This is a genomic window from Staphylococcus sp. GDX8P54P, from assembly GCF_017893165.1.
GTDB classification, from domain to species: domain Bacteria; phylum Bacillota; class Bacilli; order Staphylococcales; family Staphylococcaceae; genus Staphylococcus; species Staphylococcus borealis.
On record NZ_JAESMM010000010.1, the window covers coordinates 162,266 to 189,081 of the forward strand.

The 26,816-nt window shown below is 35.5% G+C and carries 23 protein-coding genes and 1 riboswitch; of the genes, 15 read left to right on the forward strand and 8 right to left on the reverse strand.

Annotated features, from left to right (window positions below):
- Positions 1 to 407: 407 nt before the first annotated feature.
- The 5 genes from KA909_RS04915 to KA909_RS04935 all read right to left on the reverse strand — a co-directional run bounded on the left by KA909_RS04915 (position 408) and on the right by KA909_RS04935 (position 4,714).
- Positions 408 to 644 (reverse strand): DUF896 domain-containing protein, encoded by a 237-nt coding sequence (locus KA909_RS04915; RefSeq protein WP_011274805.1) that lies wholly within the window; start codon positions 642 to 644, stop codon positions 408 to 410.
- A 12-nt stretch (positions 645 to 656) separates the two neighbouring features.
- Entirely contained in the window at positions 657 to 1,601 is a 945-nt protein-coding gene (locus KA909_RS04920; RefSeq protein ID WP_193838925.1) for an LLM class oxidoreductase, read from the reverse strand.
- Between the two features lie 207 nt (positions 1,602 to 1,808).
- Complete coding sequence (locus tag KA909_RS04925) at positions 1,809 to 2,375, reverse strand: TetR/AcrR family transcriptional regulator (protein WP_075108199.1); 567 nt, start codon at positions 2,373 to 2,375, stop codon at positions 1,809 to 1,811.
- An 83-nt stretch (positions 2,376 to 2,458) separates the two neighbouring features.
- Positions 2,459 to 3,196 carry a DUF4811 domain-containing protein gene (locus KA909_RS04930; RefSeq protein ID WP_193838926.1) on the reverse strand — a complete coding sequence of 246 codons (738 nt, stop codon included), beginning with the start codon at positions 3,194 to 3,196 and terminating at the stop codon, positions 2,459 to 2,461.
- Positions 3,197 to 4,714, reverse strand: a complete 1,518-nt coding sequence (locus KA909_RS04935; protein WP_210130010.1) for an MDR family MFS transporter — start codon at positions 4,712 to 4,714, stop codon at positions 3,197 to 3,199.
- A 136-nt stretch (positions 4,715 to 4,850) separates the two neighbouring features.
- On the opposite strand from KA909_RS04935, the gene KA909_RS04940 reads away from it, so the two are divergent.
- The 12 genes from KA909_RS04940 (at position 4,851) to KA909_RS04995 (ending at position 18,409) form a co-directional block, all read left to right on the forward strand.
- Positions 4,851 to 5,444: a TetR/AcrR family transcriptional regulator gene (locus tag KA909_RS04940; RefSeq protein WP_193838928.1), complete on the forward strand. Its 594-nt coding sequence runs from the start codon at positions 4,851 to 4,853 to the stop codon at positions 5,442 to 5,444.
- 197 nt (positions 5,445 to 5,641) lie between these two features.
- Complete coding sequence (locus KA909_RS04945; RefSeq protein WP_245339346.1) at positions 5,642 to 6,178, forward strand: M23 family metallopeptidase; 537 nt, start codon at positions 5,642 to 5,644, stop codon at positions 6,176 to 6,178.
- Positions 6,179 to 6,486: 308 nt separating this feature from the next.
- Positions 6,487 to 7,545 carry a PTS sugar transporter subunit IIC gene (locus tag KA909_RS04950; protein WP_075108194.1) on the forward strand — a complete coding sequence of 353 codons (1,059 nt, stop codon included), beginning with the start codon at positions 6,487 to 6,489 and terminating at the stop codon, positions 7,543 to 7,545.
- Between the two features lie 141 nt (positions 7,546 to 7,686).
- On the forward strand, positions 7,687 to 9,114 hold the full coding sequence (locus KA909_RS04955) for a phosphate--AMP phosphotransferase (RefSeq protein ID WP_075108193.1): 1,428 nt from the start codon (positions 7,687 to 7,689) through the stop codon (positions 9,112 to 9,114).
- Between the two features lie 436 nt (positions 9,115 to 9,550).
- A complete protein-coding gene (locus KA909_RS04960) occupies positions 9,551 to 10,252 on the forward strand; it encodes an aggregation-promoting factor C-terminal-like domain-containing protein (RefSeq protein WP_053028866.1) in 702 nt (233 codons plus the stop codon).
- 166 nt (positions 10,253 to 10,418) lie between these two features.
- Positions 10,419 to 10,904: a glycosyl-4,4'-diaponeurosporenoate acyltransferase CrtO family protein gene (locus KA909_RS04965; protein WP_193838929.1), complete on the forward strand. Its 486-nt coding sequence runs from the start codon at positions 10,419 to 10,421 to the stop codon at positions 10,902 to 10,904.
- A gap of 2 nt (positions 10,905 to 10,906) precedes the next feature.
- Positions 10,907 to 12,415: a phytoene desaturase family protein gene (locus tag KA909_RS04970; protein WP_193838930.1), complete on the forward strand. Its 1,509-nt coding sequence runs from the start codon at positions 10,907 to 10,909 to the stop codon at positions 12,413 to 12,415.
- Positions 12,416 to 12,428: 13 nt separating this feature from the next.
- Positions 12,429 to 13,556, forward strand: coding sequence for a glycosyltransferase family 2 protein (locus KA909_RS04975; protein ID WP_210130012.1), 1,128 nt, complete (start codon positions 12,429 to 12,431; stop codon positions 13,554 to 13,556).
- Positions 13,557 to 13,576: 20 nt separating this feature from the next.
- Positions 13,577 to 14,434 (forward strand): phytoene/squalene synthase family protein, encoded by an 858-nt coding sequence (locus KA909_RS04980; RefSeq protein WP_210130013.1) that lies wholly within the window; start codon positions 13,577 to 13,579, stop codon positions 14,432 to 14,434.
- A 9-nt stretch (positions 14,435 to 14,443) separates the two neighbouring features.
- Entirely contained in the window at positions 14,444 to 15,949 is a 1,506-nt protein-coding gene (locus KA909_RS04985) for a phytoene desaturase family protein (protein ID WP_193838932.1), read from the forward strand.
- 80 nt (positions 15,950 to 16,029) lie between these two features.
- Positions 16,030 to 16,137: riboswitch (SAM riboswitch) on the forward strand.
- Positions 16,138 to 16,216: 79 nt separating this feature from the next.
- On the forward strand, positions 16,217 to 17,377 hold the full coding sequence (locus KA909_RS04990) for an aminotransferase class I/II-fold pyridoxal phosphate-dependent enzyme (RefSeq protein WP_193838933.1): 1,161 nt from the start codon (positions 16,217 to 16,219) through the stop codon (positions 17,375 to 17,377).
- A 33-nt stretch (positions 17,378 to 17,410) separates the two neighbouring features.
- Positions 17,411 to 18,409, forward strand: a complete 999-nt coding sequence (locus KA909_RS04995; RefSeq protein WP_210130014.1) for a D-lactate dehydrogenase — start codon at positions 17,411 to 17,413, stop codon at positions 18,407 to 18,409.
- A gap of 279 nt (positions 18,410 to 18,688) precedes the next feature.
- On the opposite strand, the gene copZ is transcribed toward KA909_RS04995, so the two are convergent.
- From copZ to KA909_RS05010, 3 genes are all read right to left on the reverse strand, one after another.
- Positions 18,689 to 18,895 (reverse strand): copper chaperone CopZ, encoded by a 207-nt coding sequence (gene copZ, locus KA909_RS05000; RefSeq protein WP_053028858.1) that lies wholly within the window; start codon positions 18,893 to 18,895, stop codon positions 18,689 to 18,691.
- 88 nt (positions 18,896 to 18,983) lie between these two features.
- Positions 18,984 to 21,371 carry a heavy metal translocating P-type ATPase gene (locus KA909_RS05005; RefSeq protein ID WP_193838935.1) on the reverse strand — a complete coding sequence of 796 codons (2,388 nt, stop codon included), beginning with the start codon at positions 21,369 to 21,371 and terminating at the stop codon, positions 18,984 to 18,986.
- Between the two features lie 253 nt (positions 21,372 to 21,624).
- Positions 21,625 to 21,831, reverse strand: a complete 207-nt coding sequence (locus KA909_RS05010; protein ID WP_053028857.1) for a hypothetical protein — start codon at positions 21,829 to 21,831, stop codon at positions 21,625 to 21,627.
- A 231-nt stretch (positions 21,832 to 22,062) separates the two neighbouring features.
- Here KA909_RS05010 and KA909_RS05015 point away from each other — a divergent pair, with 231 nt between their 5' ends.
- The 3 genes from KA909_RS05015 (at position 22,063) to KA909_RS05025 (ending at position 26,663) form a co-directional block, all read left to right on the forward strand.
- Positions 22,063 to 22,932, forward strand: a complete 870-nt coding sequence (locus KA909_RS05015) for an SDR family oxidoreductase (protein WP_193838936.1) — start codon at positions 22,063 to 22,065, stop codon at positions 22,930 to 22,932.
- 400 nt (positions 22,933 to 23,332) lie between these two features.
- Positions 23,333 to 23,908: a sugar O-acetyltransferase gene (locus KA909_RS05020; protein ID WP_193838937.1), complete on the forward strand. Its 576-nt coding sequence runs from the start codon at positions 23,333 to 23,335 to the stop codon at positions 23,906 to 23,908.
- Between the two features lie 250 nt (positions 23,909 to 24,158).
- The gene (locus KA909_RS05025) at positions 24,159 to 26,663 is read left to right on the forward strand and encodes a glycosyltransferase (RefSeq protein WP_193839947.1); all 2,505 of its coding nucleotides are present in this window, start codon (positions 24,159 to 24,161) and stop codon (positions 26,661 to 26,663) included.
- Positions 26,664 to 26,816: the final 153 nt, after the last annotated feature.

Genomic DNA, 26,816 nt, shown 5'->3' on the forward strand with positions numbered 1-26,816 from the left:
TAATGAAACGTAGTTGCGTAGACTCCTAGGGGAGCTTTAATTTTAATGAACCTAAGTGCTATAACACTTAGGTAAGTAGTTCTAATGATTAAAAACAAAGAACTACTTTAGAGTCTTTCCCGCAAGAAAGCGTCGCAACAAATTGAGTAAATATTCATCTAAGAATTTCTTTACGACCCAGCCCCCTAGGCAAGCGTCTCAACTTAAGTGAAATGAAAATCCATTTAAGAACTACTTTAGAGACAGCACCCCAGGAACGCGAAGCAACTTAAGTGAGTGAATATCTATCGAAGAACGTCTCTATAATATTCCAAGTTCAAAATTTTCCTATAAGAACTATGTACAGAAAAAAGGCTGTTCTTAAAGTCGAAACCTTTAAGGGCAGCCTAAGTCTTAATAATATGCTTTTAATTTTCTTGAATATTGCCGTATTCTTCTCTTAAGTCATACACTTTATCTGGTGTAACGTCTTGTCCAAGTGGGTCTAAAACTTTCATAGTAGAGAAAGTATGAAGTACTTGACCTCTTATCATACCTAAATATTCTTGTCTTAATTGATGTTGTTCTTGTTTTTCTTCAACGCTCAAACTTTCAACTTTTTCTTTATTTGCTAATTGATTAATTCTATCTAGTAATTCTCTCATTATTTATTCCTCCTAATTTGTATGTGCTGGGAAGTGGGGTACAATATACGTTCCAACTTCTTCTATGAGTTCTTCGATATCACGATCATCATTTGTAAATCTTAAGATAATATGATTTGTATTAATTGATTCATAAGCTTTTAATATTTGTAATAAATTTTTACGTCCAGTACGGAAACCACCTTTGATCGGTTTAACTGTTTCATTTGGATTTCGGGATAAATTAATCATTAAGATATTCATAAACGGTTTGAAACGGTCGGTACCACTGTGCCAAGCTTCAACTAATTTCTTTTGATCTTGAAAAGATTGGGCGTAAAATAACCAGCCATCCATATGTTGTTGTAACCAGGACATAGACTGTCTTGAGTAGCCTGTACCAAACATAGGAATTGTATGATACTTAGGCAATGCTTGTAACCCTGAATCCTCATATAATTCAAAAATTGAATTTGAAATGTTGGGAGAATGTGATTGCCAAAGTGCTCTTAATGATTGAATGGTTGTTTGATAACGTTCTGTTAATTCACTTTCATCTACTTTAAATGCAGGGAATTCGAAAGAACGATCACCGGTAGCCATACCGAGTAATAAACGTTGATTGGAAATAAGATCAAGTGAGGCTGCTGATTTAGCAAGGTGAATGGGATGTCGTAAGGTTGCTACGGTACTACCCGTACCTAGTGCAATTTTAGAGGTAAAGGCACTCAGATAGGTTAAAAAGACGAACGGATCATAATTCGTTGTAACCTTGCCTAAATGAGGACTGTACAGTGGATTATCTCTCACAGATAAACTTGCAAACCCCAAAGACTCTGCCTTTTGAGCGTATCTCACTTGTTCATCAAAATCTATATTATTTTGTTGTTTATTATCAAATGGTATGGATAAACCTAGCGTCAATTTATTATTTTTGAACGTTCGTTTAAATCCCTCATGTTCATCGATATCTGACATGTCTTTCCCTCCTTACGTAATTAATGTTAAAACAACACATATTACTTAACTAACACTTGTTGTATAAATGTAATATACGCCCTATTTGATTAACATGCAACATACATGCTTATGAAACATGTTGTTTAGACAACAATGCTCAGTATTTGTTGATTAGATTAGCTTTTTCCATAAAAAAACTTCCAAGGCTATGCCTCAGAAGTTGAATTATAAGTGTGTTATATGATGAATTAAGAAAGGTAAATTTTTATCTATAAAAGCTTCAGCTGAAAGTGAACTTGTATCGAGCCAATGTCGGGCGAGACCACATAATCCTGAAGCTAGAAAGCTCGCACTGTTAACGAGTATGTCAATATCATGTTCAGGATAGCTATTGCGAAGCATAATGGTAAAAATATCCTCTAATTCATTATTGATACGTTGATGGGCTTGGTTACAGAACGTTTCACTATTCATTTTGCATGAATCTTGTACTTCAACCATATAATTGGCAATAGATATAAATAGATTAGTAATGACGGTTTCATTAATCATATCAGAAATAGCTAACGTGTCATTTAGATCTTTCAGAATCGTTTCAGATAAAGTGTAATCGAGAATATCATATTTATCTGTAAAATGTGCGTAGAAAGTAGCACGGTTGACTGTAGCACGTTCAGTAATATCTTTAACCGTTATTTGCGACATCTTTTTCTCTCGGGAAACCTCTTGAAACGCGTCTACCAGTAGTTTCTTTGTTCTAATAATACGCGGGTCTACCTTAGTCGTAGTCATTATAGGCACCTCCCTTATTGACTTATTACTTACATTAAATTATCTGTCGAAAAGAGAGGGTTGTCAAAGTTCACGCTTGTTGGTTATTTAAGCATTTCTTTAACTTGTTTTGTAGCAAGTCGTTGTTTTTGATCGTTAATATAATTTTCAAGTTCTTTCTCAGACGCTTTAGGATGTGATTGTTTATACGCTATCATTTTATTTTGCAGTTCTTTTTTAATTCTATTTTGTGATTTTGATGATGCCATTTGATTTTTTTGAAGTTGCTTTGCTTGTTTTGCATCTAGTACGACCCATGTATCATTAGGTACTGTAACAATCGATGTTTGTTTGATAAGTTCTTTTTTATTGTTTCCAAAATCAAACAAATAACGGTAAAAGTCATTTTTCCAAGTCCAATATGTTTTAGTTGTTTTAACTGTCGCTTGGTCTACATCTGCTGTTCTATAGAAAGCGTGTTTCTTTATTGAATCTGATAAATCTTCTTTATTAGTACTAGGTTTAAAATGTGCAGATGGTTTGTCATCATTCTTATTTTCTTTATAAACCATGACATAATTATAAGAATTGTTACCTATTTCATTCGCAATTAACATGTTTGTAGGAGATTTTGATGAACCAGCAGCATAAATTTGTTTTTCGGGTTCAGTGATTGTTTCTTTCTCCATACCAAAATGATGCGTCATGTTTGCAACAATGCCAATGATTAATACTGTAAATAGAACGGTGAATAATGAACCGATAACATAACGTGTTAGGCGATGTGGAATCAGTGTCCATGATGCAAATACGGCAATAGTTAGAATAATAAGTATAATCATCTAATTCTCCTCGCTTTCTGAGTGATTCATTTTCAAGAAAGGAACGATAATTAATCCAATGACTGCAAATGCTACGCCAATTAAAAACGCAGTATTAAAACCATCAATAGATGCTTGTTGTGCATGTTCGGCATAAAGTAATGGATTTGCATCTTTTAAACTTTTAGCTGGCATATGGTTGTTAATCATATTTTGCGTAATAGATGTTAGCAATGCGACGGCTATAGAAGATGCAACTTGTCTAGCAGTATTGTTCGCTGCTGTACCGTGTGTACCCATTTTAGTTGGCAAGGCATCCATTGCATTTGTTGTTAATGGCATCATAATTAAAGCTACATCAAACATACGTACTGAGTATAATACTAAAATGAGCGTCGGTGATGTCGTATCCGTTAAAAAACCAAACGGTAATGAAGCTAATGATAAAATTAAGAATCCAACAAAAGCTAAACGTTTAATACCTATTTTGTTATACAGTGCACCAGAAATAGGCGAAATAAACCCTAACATTAAAGCACCTGCAAGCAAGGTTAATCCAGACTCAAATGGTGAGAACCCATGAATATTTTGTAAATAAGTAGGTAGCATCATTTCCACACCATACATAGCCATTGTCACAACGATAAGGCCAATCGTTGCAATGACAAAGCCTTTGGATTTAAATACACGTAAATCCAAGAACGGGTCATCTAATTTAAACTGACGCATACAGAACCATCCGATAAGAAGGACGCTAATGATAAGCGGTAGTATGACATAACTAATACTTCCCCAACCCTCGCTAGAAACATTTGAAAAGCTCCATAAAAATAAACCAAATCCTAAACTGGATAAAATAAGTGACCACATATCTAGTTTAATCTTTCTATTTGGTATGACATCTTTCATAAAAATGAAACTTAATATAAAAGCAATCGCTACAATAATAATTGGGATCACAAAAATGTTACGCCATGAATCGCTTATTGTGAGACCAAGCATCGTATGATCTTTATTTAATATCCAACCAGCAAATGTTGGTCCAAGTGCTGGCGCTAATCCAACGGCTAAACCACTCAATCCCATCGCAGTACCACGTTTGTTTGGTGGGAACATGTTAATGATGATGATTTGCATCAAAGGCATCATTAAACCAACAGCGATTGCGGTAACAATTCGACCGAATAAGAAAATAATCCAACTATCGCTATTTGACGGTGCAATAGCAGTTAGTATTAAACCAATTAATAAAATGGCATATGCAATGACATGTAACCATTTCGTTGAAAAACGAGTAGCTAAGTAGGCAGATAATGGAACCATTATGCCGTTAGCTAATAGAAACCACGTAGTTGCTTGTTGTGCAGTACTAAAATCAATATTAAAATCTTTCATTAATGTAGGTAGTGCTGTGCCTAATGACGTTTGCATTAAGGCACCAGCAAATGTTGCAAGTAAAATGACAACCATAACCATCAATTTATTATAAGGTTTGCCATGTTCATCTAAGTCAAATGTAGTATTTATATTCTCTGACATAATAAGCCTCCTTTAAAAGTACTGGTTAAATGTAACAACTTTTAAAGAGAAAAAGGAGAACAAAATAAAATGTGATGTTTAAAATAATACACTATGTATCAAAATGTATTATAATACGATGCGAAAGGGTGATGAGATGGCTTATAGTAACAAAACACAATTGACGCAACGTCTACTTAGAGAAGCACTAATCAATTTATTAGATCACAAGCATTTTGAAGCAATTACGATTAATGAAATTACTCAAGAAGCGTATGTAACAAGAAGTACATTTTATAGATATTATGATGATAAATATGAACTGTTATCGGAAATAGAAGATGATGTTTTAAACTTTATTAAAACACAAAGAGAATTTAATGTAGAAAATGAAGATATTTTAGATGTGGGTAGCATCGCAAACTTATTCAAAGCGATGGATCCGTATTCAGAAGTATTAAAGGTATTGTTGACGAATGAAGGAATTCTAAGTTTCAAAATGAAAATTAGAAATTTAGTGTCTAAGCGTTTCGAATTTATAAATCATATTTCACAGGGTTCGAATCTTAAAAGAGAATTAGGTAAAGAATATTTAATAACGATCATTGTAAATACCTTTGAATATTGGTCAAAACATAAAAATGAAATCAATGTTGATGAAATAGCGCAATTTATTGTCGAAGTATATAAAGGTGGTATTTTTAATGCGTTAGATTTGGAAAAAGAGGATATTGAGCGATTAAAACAATAAATAATGACATTTTAACAGGTCTCTAAGATAGAAAATTATGGATAAAGGTGACCATACGAAACGAGTTTCTACTATTATAATAGTCAATTTTGTTCATTATCTAGTCAATTAGTCTGATTATAAGCAAAGTATACGCGCTATCAACGCTAGATTTGTTAATATACATGATAATTACAAATTGTAGAGGAGCGCGATGTTTGAAACACTTGATTAAAATAGCTATCACAATATTAGTGTGTGTAAGTATCGGTATATTCGTAACATATGTTATACGTGAAATAGATGACCAGTCATCCCATATGTCTTTAAATCGTGATGGGCGATTAACACATGGTTATGGCACTTATAATCATGGATTAGAATTTGAAGGTAATGACCGACACTATGGTAACGACTATGATTTACCTGAAGATACTGAAGTGCTAGCAGCAACAGATGGCGTTGTCACCAAATTATTTGAAGATGAATTAGGTGGGAAGGTCTTACAAATCTCAGAATCAAACGGACAATACCATCAGTGGTATATGCATTTAAATGATTTTAAAGTAACTCAAGGTCAAAAAGTAGCGGCTGGAGATGTCATTGCTTTATCAGGTAATACTGGAGAACAGACAACAGGGTCACATTTACACTTTCAAAGAATGAAAGGTGGTATAGGCAATGATTATGCTGAAGACCCACAACCTTTTATTGAGCAACTGCCCGAAGAAGAAGAAAGTTTATTTAATATTTAATACGTCAAACGAAATGGATGGTATAAAAATCTGAAGCCTACGTCGTGCTTCAGTTTTTTTAGTTTTAACATTGCTTGCCATATTACAACGGGTAAATGTTTGGATATAAGGATAATCATTAATTGTTACTTTTTAGAGAAAAAAACAAAAATAATATTCTGAAAATTTAGAATTTGTGATATAGTAAAATCTATCATTACTTATATACGTGATTGCCATGAGGAGATGTTGAAACATCATAGCAATAACTCATAAGTAGGTTGATCAATTTAATAAGTGTGCAGAACAGACAACAGGAGGTTTTTTACATGACATCAACACTTAGAGAAATAGGCGTTAAAGATTTTACATTTAGAGTGCTATCGGGCGTAGCCATAGGTATCGTGGTGGGCTTAGTACCCAATGCCATTTTGGGAGAAATCTTTAAAGCGTTAATGCATCATCATCCATTTTTTGGGACATTGTTACATGTTGTACAAGCAATGCAATTTACAGTGCCAGCTTTAATCGGCGCACTCATTGCGTTGAAATTTGACATGACACCATTAGCCATTGCAGTGGTTGCTTGTGCCTCTTATGTAGGTAGTGGAGCCGCACAATTTAAACATGGCGCATGGGTGATTGCTGGTATTGGAGACTTGATTAATACGATGATAACAGCAACGATTGCTGTAATATTCATCTTATTAATTGAAAAACGTGTCGGCAGTATGGCGCTCATTGTATATCCAACGATTGTAGGTGGATTGTCAGCTACGATTGGCGTATTCATTTTGCCATATGTACACATGATTACAACTGGCATTGGTAATATGGTTAATAGCTTCACAGAATTACAACCTGTATTAATGTGTATGCTCATTTCTATGGTCTTCAGTTTTATTATTATTTCACCGTTATCAACAGTTGCGATAGCTATTGCAATAGGGATTACAGGTCTTGCGGCAGGATCAGCTTCTATTGGTATTTCAGCTACTGAAGCAGTATTGCTTATTGGTACTAGCAAAGTGAATCGAGTTGCAGTACCGATTTCTATATTCTTTGGTGGTGTGAAAATGATGATGCCTAATATGGTTAAATATCCAATCATCATGTTACCAATCCTTATAACTGCTGGTATATCAGGAATTGCAGGAAGTTTGATTGGTATTGCGGGAACGAAAGAATCGGCAGGATTTGGTTTCATTGGTATGATTGGTCCAATTAGTGCTTTTAAATTTTTACATATTGATTCTGCCTTAGTGAGTGTCTTACTCATTATTTTAGGATTCTTTGTTGTGCCATTAGTAACTGCATTTGTTTTAGATATTATTTTCCGAAAAGTATTACGTCTATATACTAACGACATATATAAATTTATGGGTTAACGTCCTATTAAATAGGAATTGATAAAGTGTTGAATGTCGCATTTTATCAATTCTTTTTATTTATAAAGATTGAGAAAAAATAGAAATAAATCGTGTTACAATAAAAATGAAATGATACGTTACAAAAAGGGTGAATGGTTAATGGCTAATAAAATCGAAAAACTAGCACTAAAGACAGCAGAACTTACAAGACAAACACATGATTTGGGTATTCCAATTATGATTTTATTTGAAGGTGTCCCAGCCTCTGGAAAAACACGCTTATCAAATGAATTATTACTTAACTTTGATGCGAAATATACACATTTTATTGCAACACAGTCACCTCAAAAGGATGATTTAAGATATCAATTCTTACAAAAATATTGGAATACATTACCTAAAAAGGGTGATATCAATGTTTATTTTAGAAGCTGGTACTCTCACTATTTAGATTATCGAGAGAATGAAATTAAGCATGATAGATACAAAAACTATGATGTCTTAAAAGAACAAATTGCGTCTTTTGAAGATATGTTAATCAAAGATAATTATGAAATCATTAAATTCTTTATTGAAATTAACGAAGATAAAAGACAAGAACATATTAAGCAAACGAAAGAGAATCCATTAATGCGGTGGAAAGTTCAAGAATATGGTAGCGTCTTATCAACAGAAACATATTTAGAGGATATGCATCAATTTATTAAACAAGATCAACAATGGCAGATTATTGATTATACAGAACGACAATCAGCAATCGAAAAAATGTATGAACACATTATACAACGTTTAGAACAAGCCATTGCCAAACATCATGCTCAAGATAATGAACGTGATGGTGACTTTACTGAGCACTTTAGTACCAAAATGTTTGATATCGAAGTAGATAAAGTATCCAAAGAAGCATACAAATCATTGATTAGCGAATTACAAAAACGCATGCGAGAAATACAATTCGCATTATATGAGCGGAAAATCCCACTCATTCTTGTGTTTGAAGGCATGGATGCAGCCGGCAAAGGTGGTAATATCAAACGTATTAGAGAAAAGCTTGATCCAACTGGTTATGAAGTCAATGGCATTAGCGCACCTACTGACGTTGAATTAAAACATCATTATTTATGGCGCTTTGCAAAAGATATGCCACGAAGCGGACACATCGAGTTATTTGATAGAAGTTGGTATGGCCGTGTATTAGTTGAGCGTATTGAAGGATTTGCAACGATGAATGAATGGCAACGTGCTTATGAGGAAATTAATGCATTTGAAAAAATGTGGACAGATGAAGGTGCAATCATCTTAAAATTCTTCCTTACATTAGATAAAGACGAACAGTTGAAGCGTTTTAAAGATCGTCAAAATAACGTCGATAAACAATGGAAAATCACGGATGAAGATTGGCGTAATCGTGAAAAATGGGATTTATACGTCGAAGCAAGTCATGACATGGTTAAAAAAACACATACAACCTATGCACCATGGTTAGTTGTACCCGCCGACCATAAGAAAACATCAAGAATAGAAATTATGAAATATATTATTCGTAAATGTGAAAAAGTATTATGGGGCGTTAAAGATTATGAATGAATATGATTAAATAATAGGAACCAAGAAACGGTAGAAAATCATAGCGTTTCTTGGTTTTTTTAAAGTTATATAGATAAATTGAATAGTTCGGAGTTGTTAGAAATATTACGGTATTGTAACAAAACGGCAATTTGTAATATTACAGACAATGTAAAACAGTTGTAAATTTCTTAAAAGAGTATTGTAAATCCTTATTTCATAATGAAATTTTAAACTATTTGTTCAAAAAATAATTGTTACAAAGCGAAATACTTATATTTCAATGTTACAAAATAAGATGTCTATTGTAATTTTTTGTAAGAAAAGCGTAATACTACTGGCGTTTTTTTATGATATAGTACTTATTGTCAAAAGTTAAACACAGAGCAAAACACAATAACTAAAGAATATAACATAACGAAAATATAAACTAATTTTTTTGGAGGAATTTTTTATTATGAAAAAAACAGTAATCGCGTCGTCATTAGCAGTAGCTTTAGGAGTAACAGGTTATGCATTAACTACAGATAACAGTGCACATGCATCTGAATCAACTACTAATTATGCACAATTAGCTAACTTAGCTCAAAACAACCCATCTGAATTAAATGCGCACCCAGTACAAGCTGGCGCATACAACATCTCATTCGTTAAAGATGGTTTCAAATATAACTTCACTTCTGATGGTCAATCTTGGTCTTGGAATTACACTTACGTTGGTGGTGCTGACACAGTAGCAACTACACAAGCTGCTCCAGCTGCTCAATCAACTGATTACTCAGCTTCTTACAGCAACGAAGCATCATCTCAATCAGTAAGCTCAAACCAACAATCAAGCAACACTAGTGTTAGAACAGTTTCTGCACCAACAACTACTTCATACTCAGCTTCATCAGCTTCAACTGGTGGATCAGTTAAAGCGCAATTCTTAGCTAACGGTGGTACTGAAGCTGCTTGGAACGCTATCGTAATGCCAGAATCAGGTGGTAACCCTAACGCAGTTAACCCAGCTGGTTACAGAGGTTTAGGTCAAACTATGGAATCATGGGGTACTGGTTCAGTAGCACAACAAACTAAAGGTATGATTAACTACGCTAACAGCCGTTACGGTTCATTAGATGCAGCAATTGCATTCCGTAATAACAACGGTTGGTGGTAGGATTTACTCAGATAACTGGATAGCACATCGAGTTATCGAGGAAAGAGGTCGACATGATGGTCGGCCTCTTTTTTTGTATTTTAATAGACACTGTAGCATAACGTTTACCGATGAGGTTTATAGGGAAGATATTAGAACAATTATTATGTCGAAAGTGTTGAATGTTATGTCATTATGGAAAGTATTGAAATTAGGCTTAATACATAGTGTGTTTTGGACAACCACACAATTATCAATATCTCAGTTGATGGTACGATGCCCGTCATCCTTCTTTGTGAAATATGACAAGGTTTTTACAATATGGTCGTGGGAAAAGAATGGCGCTTTATGGAATACACTATTACGTATTAATAAGTGGAAACGCTTCATTCCAGAAGGTGCTAGATTCAATCATCATATTTATAATAAAAAGAAACTAGCTTCTTTTAAATTAGAAGACATACATATAATGATTGTAGAAATGCGTCGGGCAGAACTTGTGCATTGGTTATCAATGATACCAGTGATTATTTTTGTAAAAGCACCTAAATATATACAATTTATCAATATGAGTTATGTTATTTGCGCTAATTTACCGATTATACTGACGCAACGTTACAATCGTCCAAGATTAGAATTGTACTATCAACGCAGAGTGAAACGGAGTGAATAGACTTGTCACATAAAAACATTATCGTTATCGGCGGTGGATTAGGCGGTATATCAGCAGCGATTCGTCTTGCACAAAGTGGTTTTAATGTCACACTTTACGAGCAAAATGATCACATCGGTGGTAAAGTCAATCGACTTGAAGCAGACGGATTTGGTTTTGACTTGGGTCCATCTATTTTAACGATGCCATGGATATTTGAAAGATTATTCAGCTATAGTAAGAAACAAATGAAAGATTACGTTACGATTGAACGCTTACCTTTACAATGGCGTAGTTTCTTTACAAATGGTAAAGTTATTGATTTATACGAAGATTTAGAACAAATGGGCCTTAACAACAGTCAACTCACGGATGAGGATATCAAACAATTGCACCAATTTATGGATTATGCAGCGCATATTCATCGTTTCACTGAAGAAGGTTATTTCGCACTTGGGCTTGATACGGTTTCGGAAATTATCAAATATCAAGGTCCATTGCGTTCAGTCAAAGGTGTAGATTACTTCTCAACAATGCAACAAGCAATCAATCGTTACGTCGAAAAGCCAGAGTTAAGAGATATGCTAGGTTATTTCATTAAATATGTTGGTTCGTCATCTTATGACGCACCAGCCGTGTTAACAATGTTAATCCATATGCAATATGAACAAGGTTTATGGTATGTCAAAGGTGGCATTCACCACCTTGCACGTGCATTGGAGCGATTAGCTGTTGAAGAAGGTGTGACAATTCATACTGGCAAAGATGTACGTAGTATTGATACGTATTTTAATCATGTCACAGGCGTTAGATTAGATGATGGTTCACATGTAAGTGCTGATTACATCGTTTCTAATAGAGAAGTCATACCAACTTATCGTGACTTACTACACTTTTCAAATAAGCAATTAGCGCAATTAGAGAAGGTTTATGAGCCCGCAGCGTCCGGATATGTTATGCATTTAGGTGTAGACAAAACCTATCCTCAATTGGCCCATCATAATTTCCTTTTCTCTAATGATTCAAAGCGCAATTATCGAGAAGTGTTCCATGACAAAGTCTTACCACAAGATCCAACTATTTATTTAGTAAACTCGAATAAATCTGATCCAGCGCAAGCGCCAAAAGGATATGAAAATTTAAAAGTGTTACCACATATTCCGTATATTCAAGAGCAACCATTCACTGAAGAACAATATAATGATTTTCGAGCACGTGTCTTGGATAAATTAGAGCGTATGGGGCTTACAGATTTACGTCAGCATATTGTATATGAAGATATTTGGACACCGCATGATATTGAACAAACCTATCACTCGAATAAAGGTGCCATTTATGGGGTAGTGGCAGATAAGAAGAAAAATAAAGGATTTAAGTTTCCTAAACAAAGTCAATACTTTGATAATTTATTCTTTGTCGGAGGATCCGTTAATCCTGGTGGTGGGATGCCGATGGTGACGTTAAGTGGTCAACAAGTCGCGGATAAAATTAATGCACTTGAACGTGCGCTTACGAATGATTCAGAGGATTAGAGGTAATACAAGTATGACAAAATTAGCGTCACTGTTTCATGGAAGTATAGGTTTATCGTTAGTCAGTGGTTATTTAATGTATAATCGCCGGCATCTATTGTCATTTGATAAAACACGTGTAGGGGACTTTAGACAAAGCATAAGTGTGATCATTCCAGCGCGTAATGAAGAAAAAAGATTGCCAAAGTTATTACATAGTTTGTCACAACAGTCACTACAAGTTGAATGTATCGTCATGGATGATGATTCAAATGATAGCACTGCTGAAATTGCGCGAAAAATGGGCGCAAACGTGTATAATGTGACATATGATAGCAATGAGCCTACATGGGTTGGTAAGTCATATGCATGTTATCAAGGTGTTAACCACACAACATCAGATATCATTATATTTATGGATGCAGATGTAACATTACAAAATGATGATGCATTAGAAGCAATTATTCAGACCTATGCACAACAACACTATCGTGGTTTACTAAGTATTCAACCGTATCACAGTGTGCGGAAACCTTATGAACACTTATCAGCAGTGTTTAATCTAATGACAATTGTAGGTACAAATACATTTTCAACTTTAGCTAAAGCAAAGGGTGATGCATTAGCATTTGGCCCGGTAACCGTCATGAACAAAGCGGATTATATTAAGACACAAGGCCATAAAAACGCTGCGTCACAAATCATTGAAGGATTTGCTTTAGGCAAAGCGTTTCAACGTTGCCAGTTGCCAGTGACTCAATTTGAAGGTCAGGGCTACGTTAATTTTAGAATGTACGAATCAGGCGTTCAAACGCTCATAGAAGGATGGACGAAGCACTTGGCGGTAGGTGCATCGTCAACACAACCGCATATTATGATGTTAATCATGTTATGGATGATAGGTAGTATCACTTCATTCAGTGCATTCATACTCAGTTTATTTAAACAAGGATTGTCATTTAGACGAGCGCTACTATCTTATGGCTTGTATACACTACAATTCAGCCGTTTACATCGTAGAGTAGGTAATTTTTCGCTTTTAGTCTTGATTTGTCATCCAATATTATTTTTAGTGTTTATTTTAATTTTTATCAATTCATTTCGTCACATCCATTACACAAAACAGGTAAAATGGAAAGGACGACGATTTAATATTAAATAATATTTAGCAGGGGGTTCTCCATGAGCACATTAGAAGAAAATTATCAATATTGTCATCAAATTATGAAAGATTACTCTAAGAGTTTCTCATATGCTTTTGATATGTTACCTGAGCAACAGCGACGCGCAATATGGGCAATTTATGCTGTTTGCAGAATCGTTGATGATAGTATCGATGTACATCAAGACGTGGATTATTTACATAAGATTCATCGTGATGTTGAATCTATTGAACATCAAACAATAACGACATTTGAAAGTGATGCACGCATTATGACGGCTTTTGCTGATGCAGCGACACATTTCCAAATGAATTACCAAGCCCTCTACGACTTAATTGATACCGTAGAAGCCGATCAACACTTCGAGATGTTTGAAACAGATTGTGGTCTACTCGATTATTGTTATGGGGTAGCAGGAACAGTCGGCGTATTACTAATTCCTATTTTGGCAACGCCACCGTCAGACGAAGCTTATGCATATGGTAAGCAATTAGGTGAGGCGCTTCAACTAACGAATATACTACGTGATGTTGGTGAAGATTATCGAAACGGGCGTATTTACTTTAGTAAAGCACGTTTAAATGAGTTTAATGTTTCAATTGCAGATGAAATGGAACGCAATCAACCCTCTGACAATTACATCAAAATTTGGGAATTCTATGCGACACTAGCGGATAATAACTACGATATGGTATTGAATCATCTCGATGTTTATAATGAAGAATCTCGTATGATTATTGAGTTAGCAGCTCAAGTCTATCGCGGTATACTAACTGAGGTACGTAAATCATCATATTCATTGAAAGAACGCGCATATGTTTCTAAATGGAAAAAACATAAAATCTACCGCAACTTAAAGAAAAAATATAAAGATTAGGTGAGATGTATGAACATAGCAGTAGTAGGTGCTGGTGTTACCGGCTTAGCAGCTGCCGCACGATTGGCCGCGCAAGGTCATCAAGTAACCATTTTTGAAAAGAATGAACAAGTCGGTGGCCGTATGAGTCAATTTAAGAAGGATGGTTTTACCTTCGATATGGGACCGACCATAGTGATGGTTCCAGATGTTTATAAAGCAGTATTTGAAGAATGTGGTAAACGTTTCGAAGATTATGTCGATATGAAACCACTCACACATATTTTTGATATCTATTTCTCAGATAAAGATAAAGTAAGTGTATCGACGGATTTGGCACAACTAAGCCAGACGCTAGAAGAGATAGAGCCAGGCTCAACGCAAGGGTTTATGCAGTTTTTAACGGATATATATAAACGATATGAGGTAGCGCGTAAATATTTCCTTGAGCGCACGTTCCGTAAGCCAAGCGAATTTTATAATCCGTTAACGTTATATCGTGGACTTAAATTGAAGACGTTTAACAATGCGGATCAATTAATAGATAATTATGTATCTAATGAAAAAATACGCAAGCTACTTGCATTTCAGACATTATATATCGGTATTGATCCGAAACAAGGCCCATCAATTTACTCTATTATTCCTATGATTGAGATGGTTCATGGCGTCCATTATATCAAAGGTGGCATGTATGGCTTAGCCCAAGGCTTATTACAGCTTGGTCAAGACTATGGTGTCAATGTTGAACTCAATGCAGACGTGCAAGAGATCATCATTGATCCTAAATTTAAGCGTGCAGATGGCTTACGTGTTAATGGTGATATTCGACGTTTCGATAAAGTACTATGTACAGCCGACTTCCCATATGTGGCACAACATCTCATGCCTCAGCACGCGCCATTAAAGCGCTATTCTCCTGAAAAGGTGGATAACATGGATTATTCATGTTCAGCATTTTTAATTTATGCAGGTATTAATCGTCAATTACGTGATAAATTGCATGTCCATAACGTGGTATTTGCTAAAGATTTTAGAGGTAATATTGATGATATCTTTAGTGGAAAGATGCCAGATGATCCATCATTATACCTTTACTTCCCATCTGTAGAAGATGCAGCATTAGCACCTGAGGATCAGACAGGCATGTACGTATTGATGCCAGTCCCAGAATTAAAAACAGGCCAAATTGACTGGCATGACCCTACAATAGTCGAGAAGGCGAAAGACGTCATCTATAACAAACTTGAAACGATTGAAGCACTTAAAGATGTCCGTCGAGATATCGTATCTGAAACAGTTTTTACACCGCTTGATTTTGAGCAACGCTACAATGCTAAGTTCGGTTCAGCATTTGGACTCATGCCAACGCTGACACAAAGTAATTATTACAGACCAGCCAATGTTTCAAGAGACTACAAAGACTTATACTTTGCAGGTGCAAGTACACATCCGGGGGCAGGTGTACCAATCGTTCTAACGAGTGCTAAAATTACGGCAGAAGCAATGCTTGAAGATATTAATCATGGTGTATAATCTCCATAAAGTAAATGAATCAGAAAATTATAAATATTGACAATCATTATTGAACTGATACAATAAATATTAATTCAATAGACTTATCCAGAGAAGTGAAGGGATTTGGCCCGATGAAACTTCAGCAACAGACTTAAAAGATAAAAGTACTGTGCTAATTCCAAAGAGGTATACCTCAAAGATAAGTGTCATAGTTATAAACTAAGCTATATGTCACTCTCTTTTGAGCGTGATATATAGCTTTTTAATTTTGTAAGGGGGTAAATCATGACAATTTCAAATAAGCTAGCGCATATTCCAGATAGTTACTTTGGTAAGACAATGGGACGCAAAGTTGAACATGGTCCATTGCCGTTAATCAATATGGCAGTGGGTATACCGGATGGTGAAACGCCTAAAGGTATTGTTGATCATTTTGCAGAAGCAGTTCGAATTCCAGAGAATCAAAAGTATGGTGCCTTTCATGGTAAAGCATCATTTAAAGAAGCGATTGTTAATTTTTATCAACGCCAATACGGTGTCACGTTAGATAAAGAAGACGAGGTGTGCATACTTTATGGTACAAAGAACGGTTTAGTGGCATTACCGACATGTATTGTGAATCCTGGAGAGAATGTGTTGTTGCCAGATCCTGGTTATACAGATTATCTCGCTGGTGTCTTGCTTGCTGATGCCAATCCAGTACCACTTAATTTGGACCCACCAGATTACTTGCCAGATTGGCGCAAAGTAGATGCACAAACATTAGCGAACACGTCATTAGTTTATTTAACTTACCCAAATAATCCTACAGGTTCAACGGCCACTAAAGCGGTATTTGATGAAGCTATTCAAAGATTTAAAGGTACGCAAACAAAGATTGTTCATGACTTTGCATATAGTGCTTTTGGTTTCGATGCTAAGAACCCGAGTATACTCGCTTCTAAAGCTGCAAAGGAAGTAGCCATTGAAATTTTTTCATTGTCAAAAGGGTATAACATGTCAGGTTTCAGAGTAGGCTTTGCGGTAGGGAATAAAGACATGATACAAGCACTAAAGAAATATCAGACACATACGAATGCGGGTATGTTTGGTGCCCTTCAAGATGCAGCAACGTATGCGTTGAATCATTATGATGCCTTTTTGGATCAACAAAATGACACATTTAAACGACGTCGTGATGCTTTTGAGAAGCGATTAAAGGAAGCGAATTTGCCATTTGTGCATTCTAAAGGTGGTATATATTCATGGCTTCAAACGCCACCGGGTTACGATAGTGAATCGTTCGAACAATATTTATTAAAAGAGCAGTCCATCCTAGTAGCACCAGGTATTCCATTTGGAGAAAATGGACGTCATTATGTGCGCATTTCTTTGGCACTGGAGGATGATTTATTGATTGAAGCGGCGAATCGACTCGCATCGTTATCTAATTTGTATAACGTATAACACTAAGACGAACATGAGAAAGGATGATAGATAATGACTAGAATAAAAATGATGAGTGTACGTGATGAAGATATTCCTTATATTGAAGAATGGGCAGAACAGCATAAGGTTGAAATAGAATTAAACAAAGAGATATTGACGGAAGGTAATGTGGATAGTGTTCAAGGATTTGATGGGTTATCTTTATCTCAACAACATCCAATATCTGAAGAAATATTTGCGAAACTTCAACGTTTCGGGATTAAACATATTGCGCAACGTAGTGCTGGGTTTGATACGTATGATTTAAATTTAGCTACACAATACGGCATCATTATATCTAATGTGCCGTCTTATTCACCAAGTTCTATTGCAGAGTTTGCCGTGACACAAGCAATTAATATTGTTAGAAATCAAAATGACATTCAACGTAAACTTCAAGCATATGATTTTAGATGGGAACCTTCAATCTTGTCACGTTCAATCAGTGATTTAACTGTTGCGGTTATCGGAACTGGACGTATTGGTTCCATTGCAGCAAGAATCTTTGGCAAAGGGTATGGTAGTCATGTTGTTGCCTATGATCCATTTCCAAATGAGCAAGTTGCACAGTATGTTACGTATAAAGAAACATTAGAAGACGCATTGCAGGATGCTGATATTGTCACAATTCATATTCCAGCAACAAAATATAATCCGCATCTTTTTAACGAAGCATTATTTTCTAAATTTAAAAAAGGCGCTGTATTTGTCAACGCGGCTAGGGGATCAATTGTAGATACACGAGCATTGCTAGATGCCATTGATCGCGGACACATTAAAGGTGCTGCGTTAGATACATATGAGCATGAACGTGGATTATTCCCTGGAGATTATCGTGATAAAGCAATTAATGATGAATTGCTAGAGACGTTAATTGCCAGAGAGGATATTTGGTTAACTCCGCATATTGCATTCTATACGGATGCAGCTGTAAAGAATTTGATTGTGGATGCACTTGATGCAGTCCTTGATGTGTTGAATACAGGGACGACGCAATTAAGAGTAAATTAAAAAAGAAGTTAGGCATGGCACACTGAATGTTTTATAACCCCGGCTAGATTAGCTTGTAGCATTTCAATCAGAAATGCGTTTTGCTGGGGTTTGCCACGCCTAACTTCTTCTATTTCACTTTTCGAATTCACCTAAATCCTAAGCGCTTTTGTCCGGACCTTATTGACGGCCTAACAAAAGCAGGATTTTTGTCGAAAAACTCAAAGCTCGACAAAACTTGAGAAGCAGTTTTGCTCACTTTTCGAATTCGCCTAAATCCTAAGCGCTTTTGTCCGGACCTTATTTTACATCGTAGCCTTGATCTTCAATGGCTTCTTTCATTTGCTCAACTGATACTCTATCTTCGTCATAATCGACGCGAACTTGATGTTTGTCTAAGTCTACTTCAGCTGAAGTAACACCATTTAATTTAGCTAGTGCTGATTCCACAGCGTTTCTGCAGTGGTCGCAACTCATACCTTCAACATTCATTACTTTATTAATCATAATGATCACCTCCGACGTTCTTAATAGTATATACCCATATTTTACTCCTTTTTAATAAACAAAGAAATAAAATAGAAATGCTTCAAAATTATAGTTTCATTCGTCTTAGTCGTAAAGCGTTACTTACAACACTAACTGAACTTAAGGCCATTGCAGCGCCAGCTATCCATGGTGCGAGTAATCCCATTGCTGCAATAGGTATGCCTGCAATGTTATATCCAAATGCCCAGAATAAATTTTGTTTAATGTTGCGAATGGTTTTATGACTCGCGTGGATGGCTTTAGGTACTAACTGAATATCGCCCCCTAGAATGGTGATATCTGCAGCTTCTATCGCTACTTCAGTCCCTGTTCCCATTGCAATACCAATATCTGCTTTAACCAGTGCAGGGGCATCATTGATACCGTCACCTACCATAGCAACGTTATGCTGCTGTTCTTGTAACTGCGTGATATGTTGTGCCTTATCTTGAGGGAGAACTTCAGCAATGACTTGGTCAATACCAACTTCATTGGCAATCGCACGTGCAGTTCGTTCATTATCACCAGTTAGCATGACCGTTTTAATATTCATAGCTGCTAGTTGTTGGATGGCGTTTTTGGCAGAAGGTTTAACTGTATCTGCAACAGCAATCATGCCCTTAAGTTCACCACCATACGCAATTAACATTACGGTCTGACCATCAGCTTCCATATGTGTCATCTTCTGTTTCATCGTATCTATGTTGATGTGATGTGCGAGCATCAATTTTTTATTGCCAACAAGTAACTGAGTCCCATCGATAAGCGCTTGTATACCGTGGCCTGGTAATGTTTGATAGTCAGTGACGTCTACCAATTGCACATGTTGTTGTTCAGCATAGTTAACAATTGCAGTAGCTAAAGGGTGTTCAGAGTTCTTTTCAGCGGAGGCCACTAAAGCTAGTGTATCTTCATCCCCATCTAAATAAGTAACTTCTGGTTTACCATGAGTTAATGTGCCTGTTTTATCGAACACAACCGTATCAACTTGATGTGTGCGTTCGACATACTCGCCACCTTTGAATAAAATACCATTTTCAGCAGCGCGACCTGTACCAACCATGATAGACGTTGGTGTCGCTAATCCAAGCGCACATGGACAAGCAATAACTAAAACGGATATCGCAGCAACAAGTGCATCCTCAAAGTGACCAGGATGAACGATGGTAATCCAAATGAGGAAAGTTAATAATGCGATAGCAATTACAATTGGCACGAAATAGCCAGATATGATATCAGCTAAACGTTGAATAGGTGCTTTAGAACTTTGAGCTTCTTCAACGACTTTAATAATGTTAGAAAGGGCAGTGTCCTTTCCAACTTTAGTGGCTTTAATTGTAATTACACCATTTGTATTTATCGTTGAACCGATCACTGCATCATCAACCTGCTTATCCACGGGCATGGATTCACCAGTCAACATTGACTCATCTATAGCAGTTTCACCTTTGATGATTTGACCATCAACCGGTATCTTTTCACCTGGTTTAATTAACAAGATATCATTCACACTAACTTGATTCAGAGGTACCATTTGTTCGATGCCATTGTCATCAATGAGGCGTGCCTCTTTTGCCTGTAAATTCAGTAATTCACTTAATGCATGTGTTGTTTGCGATTTAGCGCGTGCCTCTAAATATTTTCCGAAAAGAATCAACGTGATCAGCACAGCACTTGTCTCAAAATATAGGTGAGGCATATGTGTCGAACCGGCTAACCATTTGATCATTTCATAAATACTGTAAAAGTAAGCAGCGCTAGTGCCTAATGCGACAAGCACATCCATGTTAGCGCCACCGTTGCGCAAGTTCTTATAAGCGCCAACATAGAATTGCCAACCAATGATGAATTGGATAGGTGTCGCAAGTATAAATTGGAACCAAGGATTCATTAAGAGATCTGGTATATGCATATTAAAGAGATGAACGAACATTGTCATGAGTAACGGTAATGCCAGAATCGCTGAGATGATTAATTTGTTTCGCTTATGTTTCAATGCGCGTTGTTTACGCGTAGCTTGATCTTCTTCAGTTTGTTTAGGTTGTGCATCATAACCTAGCTTTCTAATACGTTCTATTAAAGTATCTAAGTCGGTTTGACCGGGATAGTAAGCTACCGTGGCTTGTTCAGTCGTTAAATTGACAGATGCTTGTTTGACACCTGTGGTTTTATTTAATACTTTTTCAATGCGGTTTGAACAAGCAGCACAAGTCATGCCACTTATATCTAATTCAGCTTTATCTATGACTACATCATAGCCAAGCTTTTGAACAATCGACACGAAGTCATTGATTTCATAGTCATTTGAATCATATTCGATTGTTGCCTTTTCAGTCGTTAAATTAACCTGTGCGTTAACATTATCCATTTTGTTTAATCGCTTTTCGATACGGTTAGAACAGGCGGCACAAGTCATACCGGTAATAGTCAATGTAGTATGTTGTTTATTGCTCATTAGGACACCTCCATTACAATTCATACATAATATATCCCCTTAGGGTATTTAAGTCAATGCTTCTGTTCTGCTTTTGAATAAAAAAGTGCCCTCCAAAGTTTTCATTTTTCAATGTCTACTTTGAAGGGCACATATTAAGTCTATATCTTAGACTACAAATGTATATGAGCAGTCGTGGACTGAATTCAACATGCACTTGAATGTCTTCTTATTGCCGATAATATCATTCTATTGTGTCGTTGATATCGTTATTTTAGAAAAAATCAGATGGTTTAAAATGGTCTAAATTTAAATCTTTATAGTTATTAAAATCAAAATTGGATATATTTTGAACCAATTCGCCATTTTTAGCTTGATTGTAATAATAGTTCGCTTCGTTCATTACATCATGATCTTGGAATGTCTTTACAATACCAAGTATGATTAGTAATGCAATAATACCTTTAAATAAACCTCGCATAGCGTCGCACTCCTTTATCTGTATGTTCTCGTTAGTGGCTTAAGTTAAATCTTTAATAGAAGTTTAATTTAATTATATAAGGTTTCGTACTAAAATGCATGAGACTAAGGAACTGACTTCCTATCATTCTAAAGTTGTAATGAAATGGATCGTTGATAATCAGATAACAACTTTGTTTCAAATGCGACATTAATGGGAACGGTTAAGTAAATGGATAAGGAGTGGTAACGAATGAATTTATTAGAATTTCATAAGCAAATTAAAGGCTATACTCAAGATCATCAACCAGGTACTGAGAAAGATATGAATCCTAGACCAGTTTCAGAGCTAGATGACTATAAAGCAGCAGGTAAACTGCAAGGTAAAGTTACATTAATTACTGGTGGTGACTCAGGTATTGGTCGTTCTGTTGCGATATTATTTGCTAAAGAAGGCGCGGATGTAGCAATTGGTTATTACGATGAGCATGAGGATGCTGAGGAAACCGTTCAACGTTTGAAAGACATCGGTGTTAAAGCTAAAGCGTATGCACATGATTTAAAAGATGCACAACAATCTAAAGATTTAGTGCAACAAGTGGTTCAAGACTTTGGCGGATTAAATATTCTAGTAAATAACGGTGCTGTTCAATATCCACAAGACCATTTTATGGACATTACACCGGAACAATTTAAAGAGACATTCGAAACTAATATATTTGGTATGTTCTTCTTATCACAAGCGGCCGTTCCATATTTAAGTGATAACGATACGATTATTAACACAACAAGTGTAACAGCATATCGTGGTTCAGGTCATTTGATTGATTACGCTTCAACTAAAGGCGCGATTGTTTCATTTACACGATCATTAGCTACAACGCTAATGGAGAAAAATATACGCGTCAATGGTGTAGCGCCAGGACCGATTTATACGCCATTAATTCCAGCTACCTTTGATGAAGACAAAGTGGAAAATCAAGGTGGCAATACGCCAATGGGTAGACGTGGACAACCTGCAGAACTTGCGCCAGCCTATGTGTTCCTTGCAACAAATGCAGATAGCTCATATATCACAGGCCAAATTATTCATGTTAATGGTGGCGACTATATTACAACTTAAATGGAATTAATGTCTAAGACGTCATGGTTATGGTCTGAGACATAAATAATCTAATAATGCTATTTTGGAAATTGGCAATGGCTAACTGAAGAGAAAAGACACTTAAGCCATGCATTGCATAGTTCTAGCGGGGCCCAAGCAAAGAGAATTTCATCAAGAAATTCTACAAGCAAAGCAAGCTGGGGTTGGGGCCCCAAGCAAAGAGAATTTCATTAAGAAATTCTACAAGCAAAGCAAGCTGGGGTTGGAGACGTTTTAAAAAGAATGTTGTCTCACTCTCGGCTTTTTTGTTGTTAGACATAAAGTCTGCATTCCTTTAATTGAAATGGAATTTCAGTGCAAAAGCGTCTTGATTCGTTTAAACTTTATGATAACAATTGAAAGAAGGTGAGTGAGTACGATGACAGAGAAAGAAAAAATGTTAGCACATGAATGGTATGATGCGAATTTTGATAATGAATTAGAAGCAGAACGTATACGAGCTAAAGATTTATGTTATGACTTTAATCAAACACGCCCAAGTGATGATAGCAAACGACAAGCAATCTTAACTGAATTATTTGGCGCCCAATTAGAGCATATTACAATTAATAGTCCCTTCGATACAGATTATGGGTGGAATGTTAAGTTAGGTAAGAACATCTTTGTTAATAGTAATTGTTACTTCATGGATGGAGGTGGCATCACGATTGGTAATGATGTATTTATAGGTCCATCTTGTGGCTTCTATACTGCCCATCATCCTTTAACACCTAAAGAACGTAATGCAGGTTTAGAGTTGGCTCAGCCTATCACAATTGGGAATAACATTTGGTTTGGTGGCAATGTTGTAGTCACACCTGGTGTAACGATTGGTGATGGCTCAGTTATTGCAGCGGGAAGCGTAGTGACTAAAGACGTACCAACGAATAGCCTAGTTGCGGGTGTGCCTGCTAAAGTAATAAGAGAAATTGATGAAAGAGATGCCCCTAAATAGCCATGTCATCAATCGGGTATAGATAACCTTTGAGTCGTCCAGTGGCTCAAAGGTTTTTGTATCTAAAAATTTAATATACAAAACGCATTGTTTTAATAATATATATAATATAAATAAATGATATAATATATTTAGACTGTATATTGGCGTTCATCTCCATATATACTTAAGAATCAAAATGTAATTCAACGCATTCATTTTATGACATCAACTTAAGAGAATGAAATACAACTTAGAAAGGAAAATGAATATGGCACTGAAGACATTTTTACAAAATCAAAGTCGACGTAAATTTAAATTTATAACGACGCCTTTACAAAGAAGAAATAACTCAGCTTATACACGTAAAATAATGCGTTATGCGCACAATTATGAAGCGAATAAAGTTAAACAACACGATATTCTATATCAAGTAAGAGATGGGAAGAGTATTACAGATAGTCCATATGCTATCTTTAAACGTTTGGTTCATCATCCCAAATATCGTAAATATACGCATAAATGGGTCGTCGACACTACCGAAACGTTAGAATTTTATAAGAAGAAATTTGAGAAATACAAAAATATTGAATTCGTGATTAAAGAATCTCCAGAGTATTTAAGGGCACTAACCGAATGTAAGTATCTAATTAACAACTCAACATTTCCTGCCTATTTCATTAAAAAGCCTGATCAAATTTATGTGAACACATGGCATGGTACGCCACTCAAATATATGGGGCTAGACCTTGAAAATGGCTTACATGGTTCGCAAAATATTATTAAAAACTTTTTATCGAGTGATTATATCATAAGTCCTAATCGCCATACGTCAGATATTTTTAAAAGGGCATTTAGATTGGATAACATTTATGGTGGACAAATTTTAGAAATAGGATATCCAAGAATAGATCTTACATTGAATAGTGATTCAAAAATGCTTATTAATGAATTAAGATCATACATTGATATTACTGATGAGAAAGTATTGTTATATTGTCCTACTTGGAGAGGTGATGATGTCAACACGCCTGAGGAAAGTTTAAATCATATTGTCGAAGAAGTTGAAAAGTTGAAACATCATCTTGATTATCAAGTATTAGTAAAGGTACATCCATTTATTTATAAAAATGCAATTAAAATTGAGGCACTAAAACCTTATCTTATTCCAGATTATTTTGATACAAATGAAATATTGGCGTTTGTTGATTTAATGATAACGGATTATTCAAGTATCTTCTTTGACTATTTAGTCACAAATAAACCCATTGTCTTTTATACACCTGACTACGAAGCATATCAATTTGAAAGAGGAATGTATATCAATGCTCAGGATTTACCGGGACCGGTTGTGCATACCATTGATGATGTTGTACAAGCGATACAACAGAAAACATATCAATTAAATAAGGTGCAACATAACTATCAAATGTTCAAAAATACGTATGCGTATCTAGATGATGGAAATGTTACTGACAAAGTGATTGAGCGCGTATTCACCTCAAAACATAAACGTAAAAAGGAAAAGAAATGTGCTAAAAAACGACTATTAATTTATCCTGGTGGGATGAAAAATAATGGTATTACCTCTTCTGTTATCAATTTATTAGAGAATATTGATTACAATCAATACGACGTTACACTATTTACAAATAGAAGTAATAATGAAGAAATCTTGAATAATCTGAGTAATGTTAACCAAAATGTAAGAATTATTTTAAGAGTTGGCCCATTAGCAGCGTCGTTAAAAGAGACGTATAAAGTAGACTTCGTCAGACAACGAGGGCTAAAAAGTGCATTAGAACGTTTCTTATATCCAAAACATGTATATGAACGTGAGATGCGTAAAATAATAGGTGAAAGTCAATTTGATTATGCGATAGATTTCAGTGGGTATTCTATGTTTTGGGCGAATCTTATTTTAGCTACGACTGCCAAACGTAAGTTGGTCTACCTTCATAGTGATATCAAAGCGGATATGGAGAGAACCGTTAACGGTGTGAAACCACATTATCAAAATTTAAAAGGTTTGATCACATTGTATGATCAATTTGATAAATTGGTATGTGTTTCTGATGCATCAAAAGAACAAAATATGCACAATATTGCTAAAAAAGCACTAAATAAGAAATTTGTAGCGTCAAGAAACACGATTAATTTAAGTAAAATATCGCAATCCATGTTAGATGATGCTGATCAATTTGAGAAAAATAATGTGCCGGTGCTCGTCAGTGTAAATAAAGGGAAAGTGACGTCGGTACCTTTTAAAGAGGATGATTTTAAAATTGTGTCGGTTGGCCGTTTATCACCTGAAAAAGGATTTGATTTATTAATTGAAGCGGTTGGCAAGGTTATCGTGCATTATCCTAATACGAAATTATATATTATGGGAGAAGGTCCATTAAGACATAAATTAGAACAACAAATTCGTAAGTTGAAGTTAGAACAGCATGTCTTTTTATTAGGACAACGAAAAAATCCATTCTATATTATGAAACAAGCAGATGTTTTATCGTTAACGTCTTATTATGAAGGCCAATCAATGGTTCTTCTTGAAGCACTATCACTTGGTATGAATGTATTGGCATCGGATATCATTGCGAATCGTTATGTATTAAACAATGGTAAGTATGGGATGTTAGTGAGTCATGATGTCAATGATATTAAGCACGGCTTAGCGCGTTTTATCAAACATCAAACACCCAATTATGAGACGTTTAACGCTCAAGAATACAATCAATTAGCGATAGAAGAGTTCTATAACCTTCTAAAATAATCAGTAAATACAATATCTATTGAACTTAAAAAATCCTAATCCTAAAAGCATTTGAATGTGTATCAATCATGATTGGGATAAAGTAAGTAATCATTTCATGAGTTTAATAGAATGATAAAAAAAGCGGGAGTGGGGCGACGAATTCAAAAGAAT

Bases quoted from the DNA above. Each gene is read 5' to 3' on its own strand.
- KA909_RS04985 (WP_193838932.1), top strand. From the start codon at position 14,444: ATGAACATAGCAGTAGTAGGTGCTGGTGTTACCGGCTTAGCAGCTGCC.
- KA909_RS04925 (WP_075108199.1), bottom strand. From the start codon at position 2,375: ATGACTACGACTAAGGTAGACCCGCGTATTATTAGAACAAAGAAACTA.
- KA909_RS05015 (WP_193838936.1), top strand. From the start codon at position 22,063: ATGAATTTATTAGAATTTCATAAGCAAATTAAAGGCTATACTCAAGAT.
- KA909_RS05005 (WP_193838935.1), bottom strand. From the start codon at position 21,371: ATGAGCAATAAACAACATACTACATTGACTATTACCGGTATGACTTGT.
- KA909_RS05020 (WP_193838937.1), top strand. From the start codon at position 23,333: ATGACAGAGAAAGAAAAAATGTTAGCACATGAATGGTATGATGCGAAT.
- copZ (WP_053028858.1), bottom strand. From the start codon at position 18,895: ATGATTAATAAAGTAATGAATGTTGAAGGTATGAGTTGCGACCACTGC.
- KA909_RS04955 (WP_075108193.1), top strand. From the start codon at position 7,687: ATGGCTAATAAAATCGAAAAACTAGCACTAAAGACAGCAGAACTTACA.
- KA909_RS04915 (WP_011274805.1), bottom strand. From the start codon at position 644: ATGAGAGAATTACTAGATAGAATTAATCAATTAGCAAATAAAGAAAAA.
- KA909_RS05010 (WP_053028857.1), bottom strand. From the start codon at position 21,831: ATGCGAGGTTTATTTAAAGGTATTATTGCATTACTAATCATACTTGGT.
- KA909_RS04940 (WP_193838928.1), top strand. From the start codon at position 4,851: ATGGCTTATAGTAACAAAACACAATTGACGCAACGTCTACTTAGAGAA.
- KA909_RS04920 (WP_193838925.1), bottom strand. From the start codon at position 1,601: ATGTCAGATATCGATGAACATGAGGGATTTAAACGAACGTTCAAAAAT.
- KA909_RS04950 (WP_075108194.1), top strand. From the start codon at position 6,487: ATGACATCAACACTTAGAGAAATAGGCGTTAAAGATTTTACATTTAGA.
- KA909_RS04965 (WP_193838929.1), top strand. From the start codon at position 10,419: ATGTCATTATGGAAAGTATTGAAATTAGGCTTAATACATAGTGTGTTT.
- KA909_RS04995 (WP_210130014.1), top strand. From the start codon at position 17,411: ATGACTAGAATAAAAATGATGAGTGTACGTGATGAAGATATTCCTTAT.
- KA909_RS05025 (WP_193839947.1), top strand. From the start codon at position 24,159: ATGGCACTGAAGACATTTTTACAAAATCAAAGTCGACGTAAATTTAAA.
- KA909_RS04990 (WP_193838933.1), top strand. From the start codon at position 16,217: ATGACAATTTCAAATAAGCTAGCGCATATTCCAGATAGTTACTTTGGT.
- KA909_RS04960 (WP_053028866.1), top strand. From the start codon at position 9,551: ATGAAAAAAACAGTAATCGCGTCGTCATTAGCAGTAGCTTTAGGAGTA.
- KA909_RS04975 (WP_210130012.1), top strand. From the start codon at position 12,429: ATGACAAAATTAGCGTCACTGTTTCATGGAAGTATAGGTTTATCGTTA.
- KA909_RS04930 (WP_193838926.1), bottom strand. From the start codon at position 3,196: ATGATTATACTTATTATTCTAACTATTGCCGTATTTGCATCATGGACA.
- KA909_RS04935 (WP_210130010.1), bottom strand. From the start codon at position 4,714: ATGTCAGAGAATATAAATACTACATTTGACTTAGATGAACATGGCAAA.
- KA909_RS04980 (WP_210130013.1), top strand. From the start codon at position 13,577: ATGAGCACATTAGAAGAAAATTATCAATATTGTCATCAAATTATGAAA.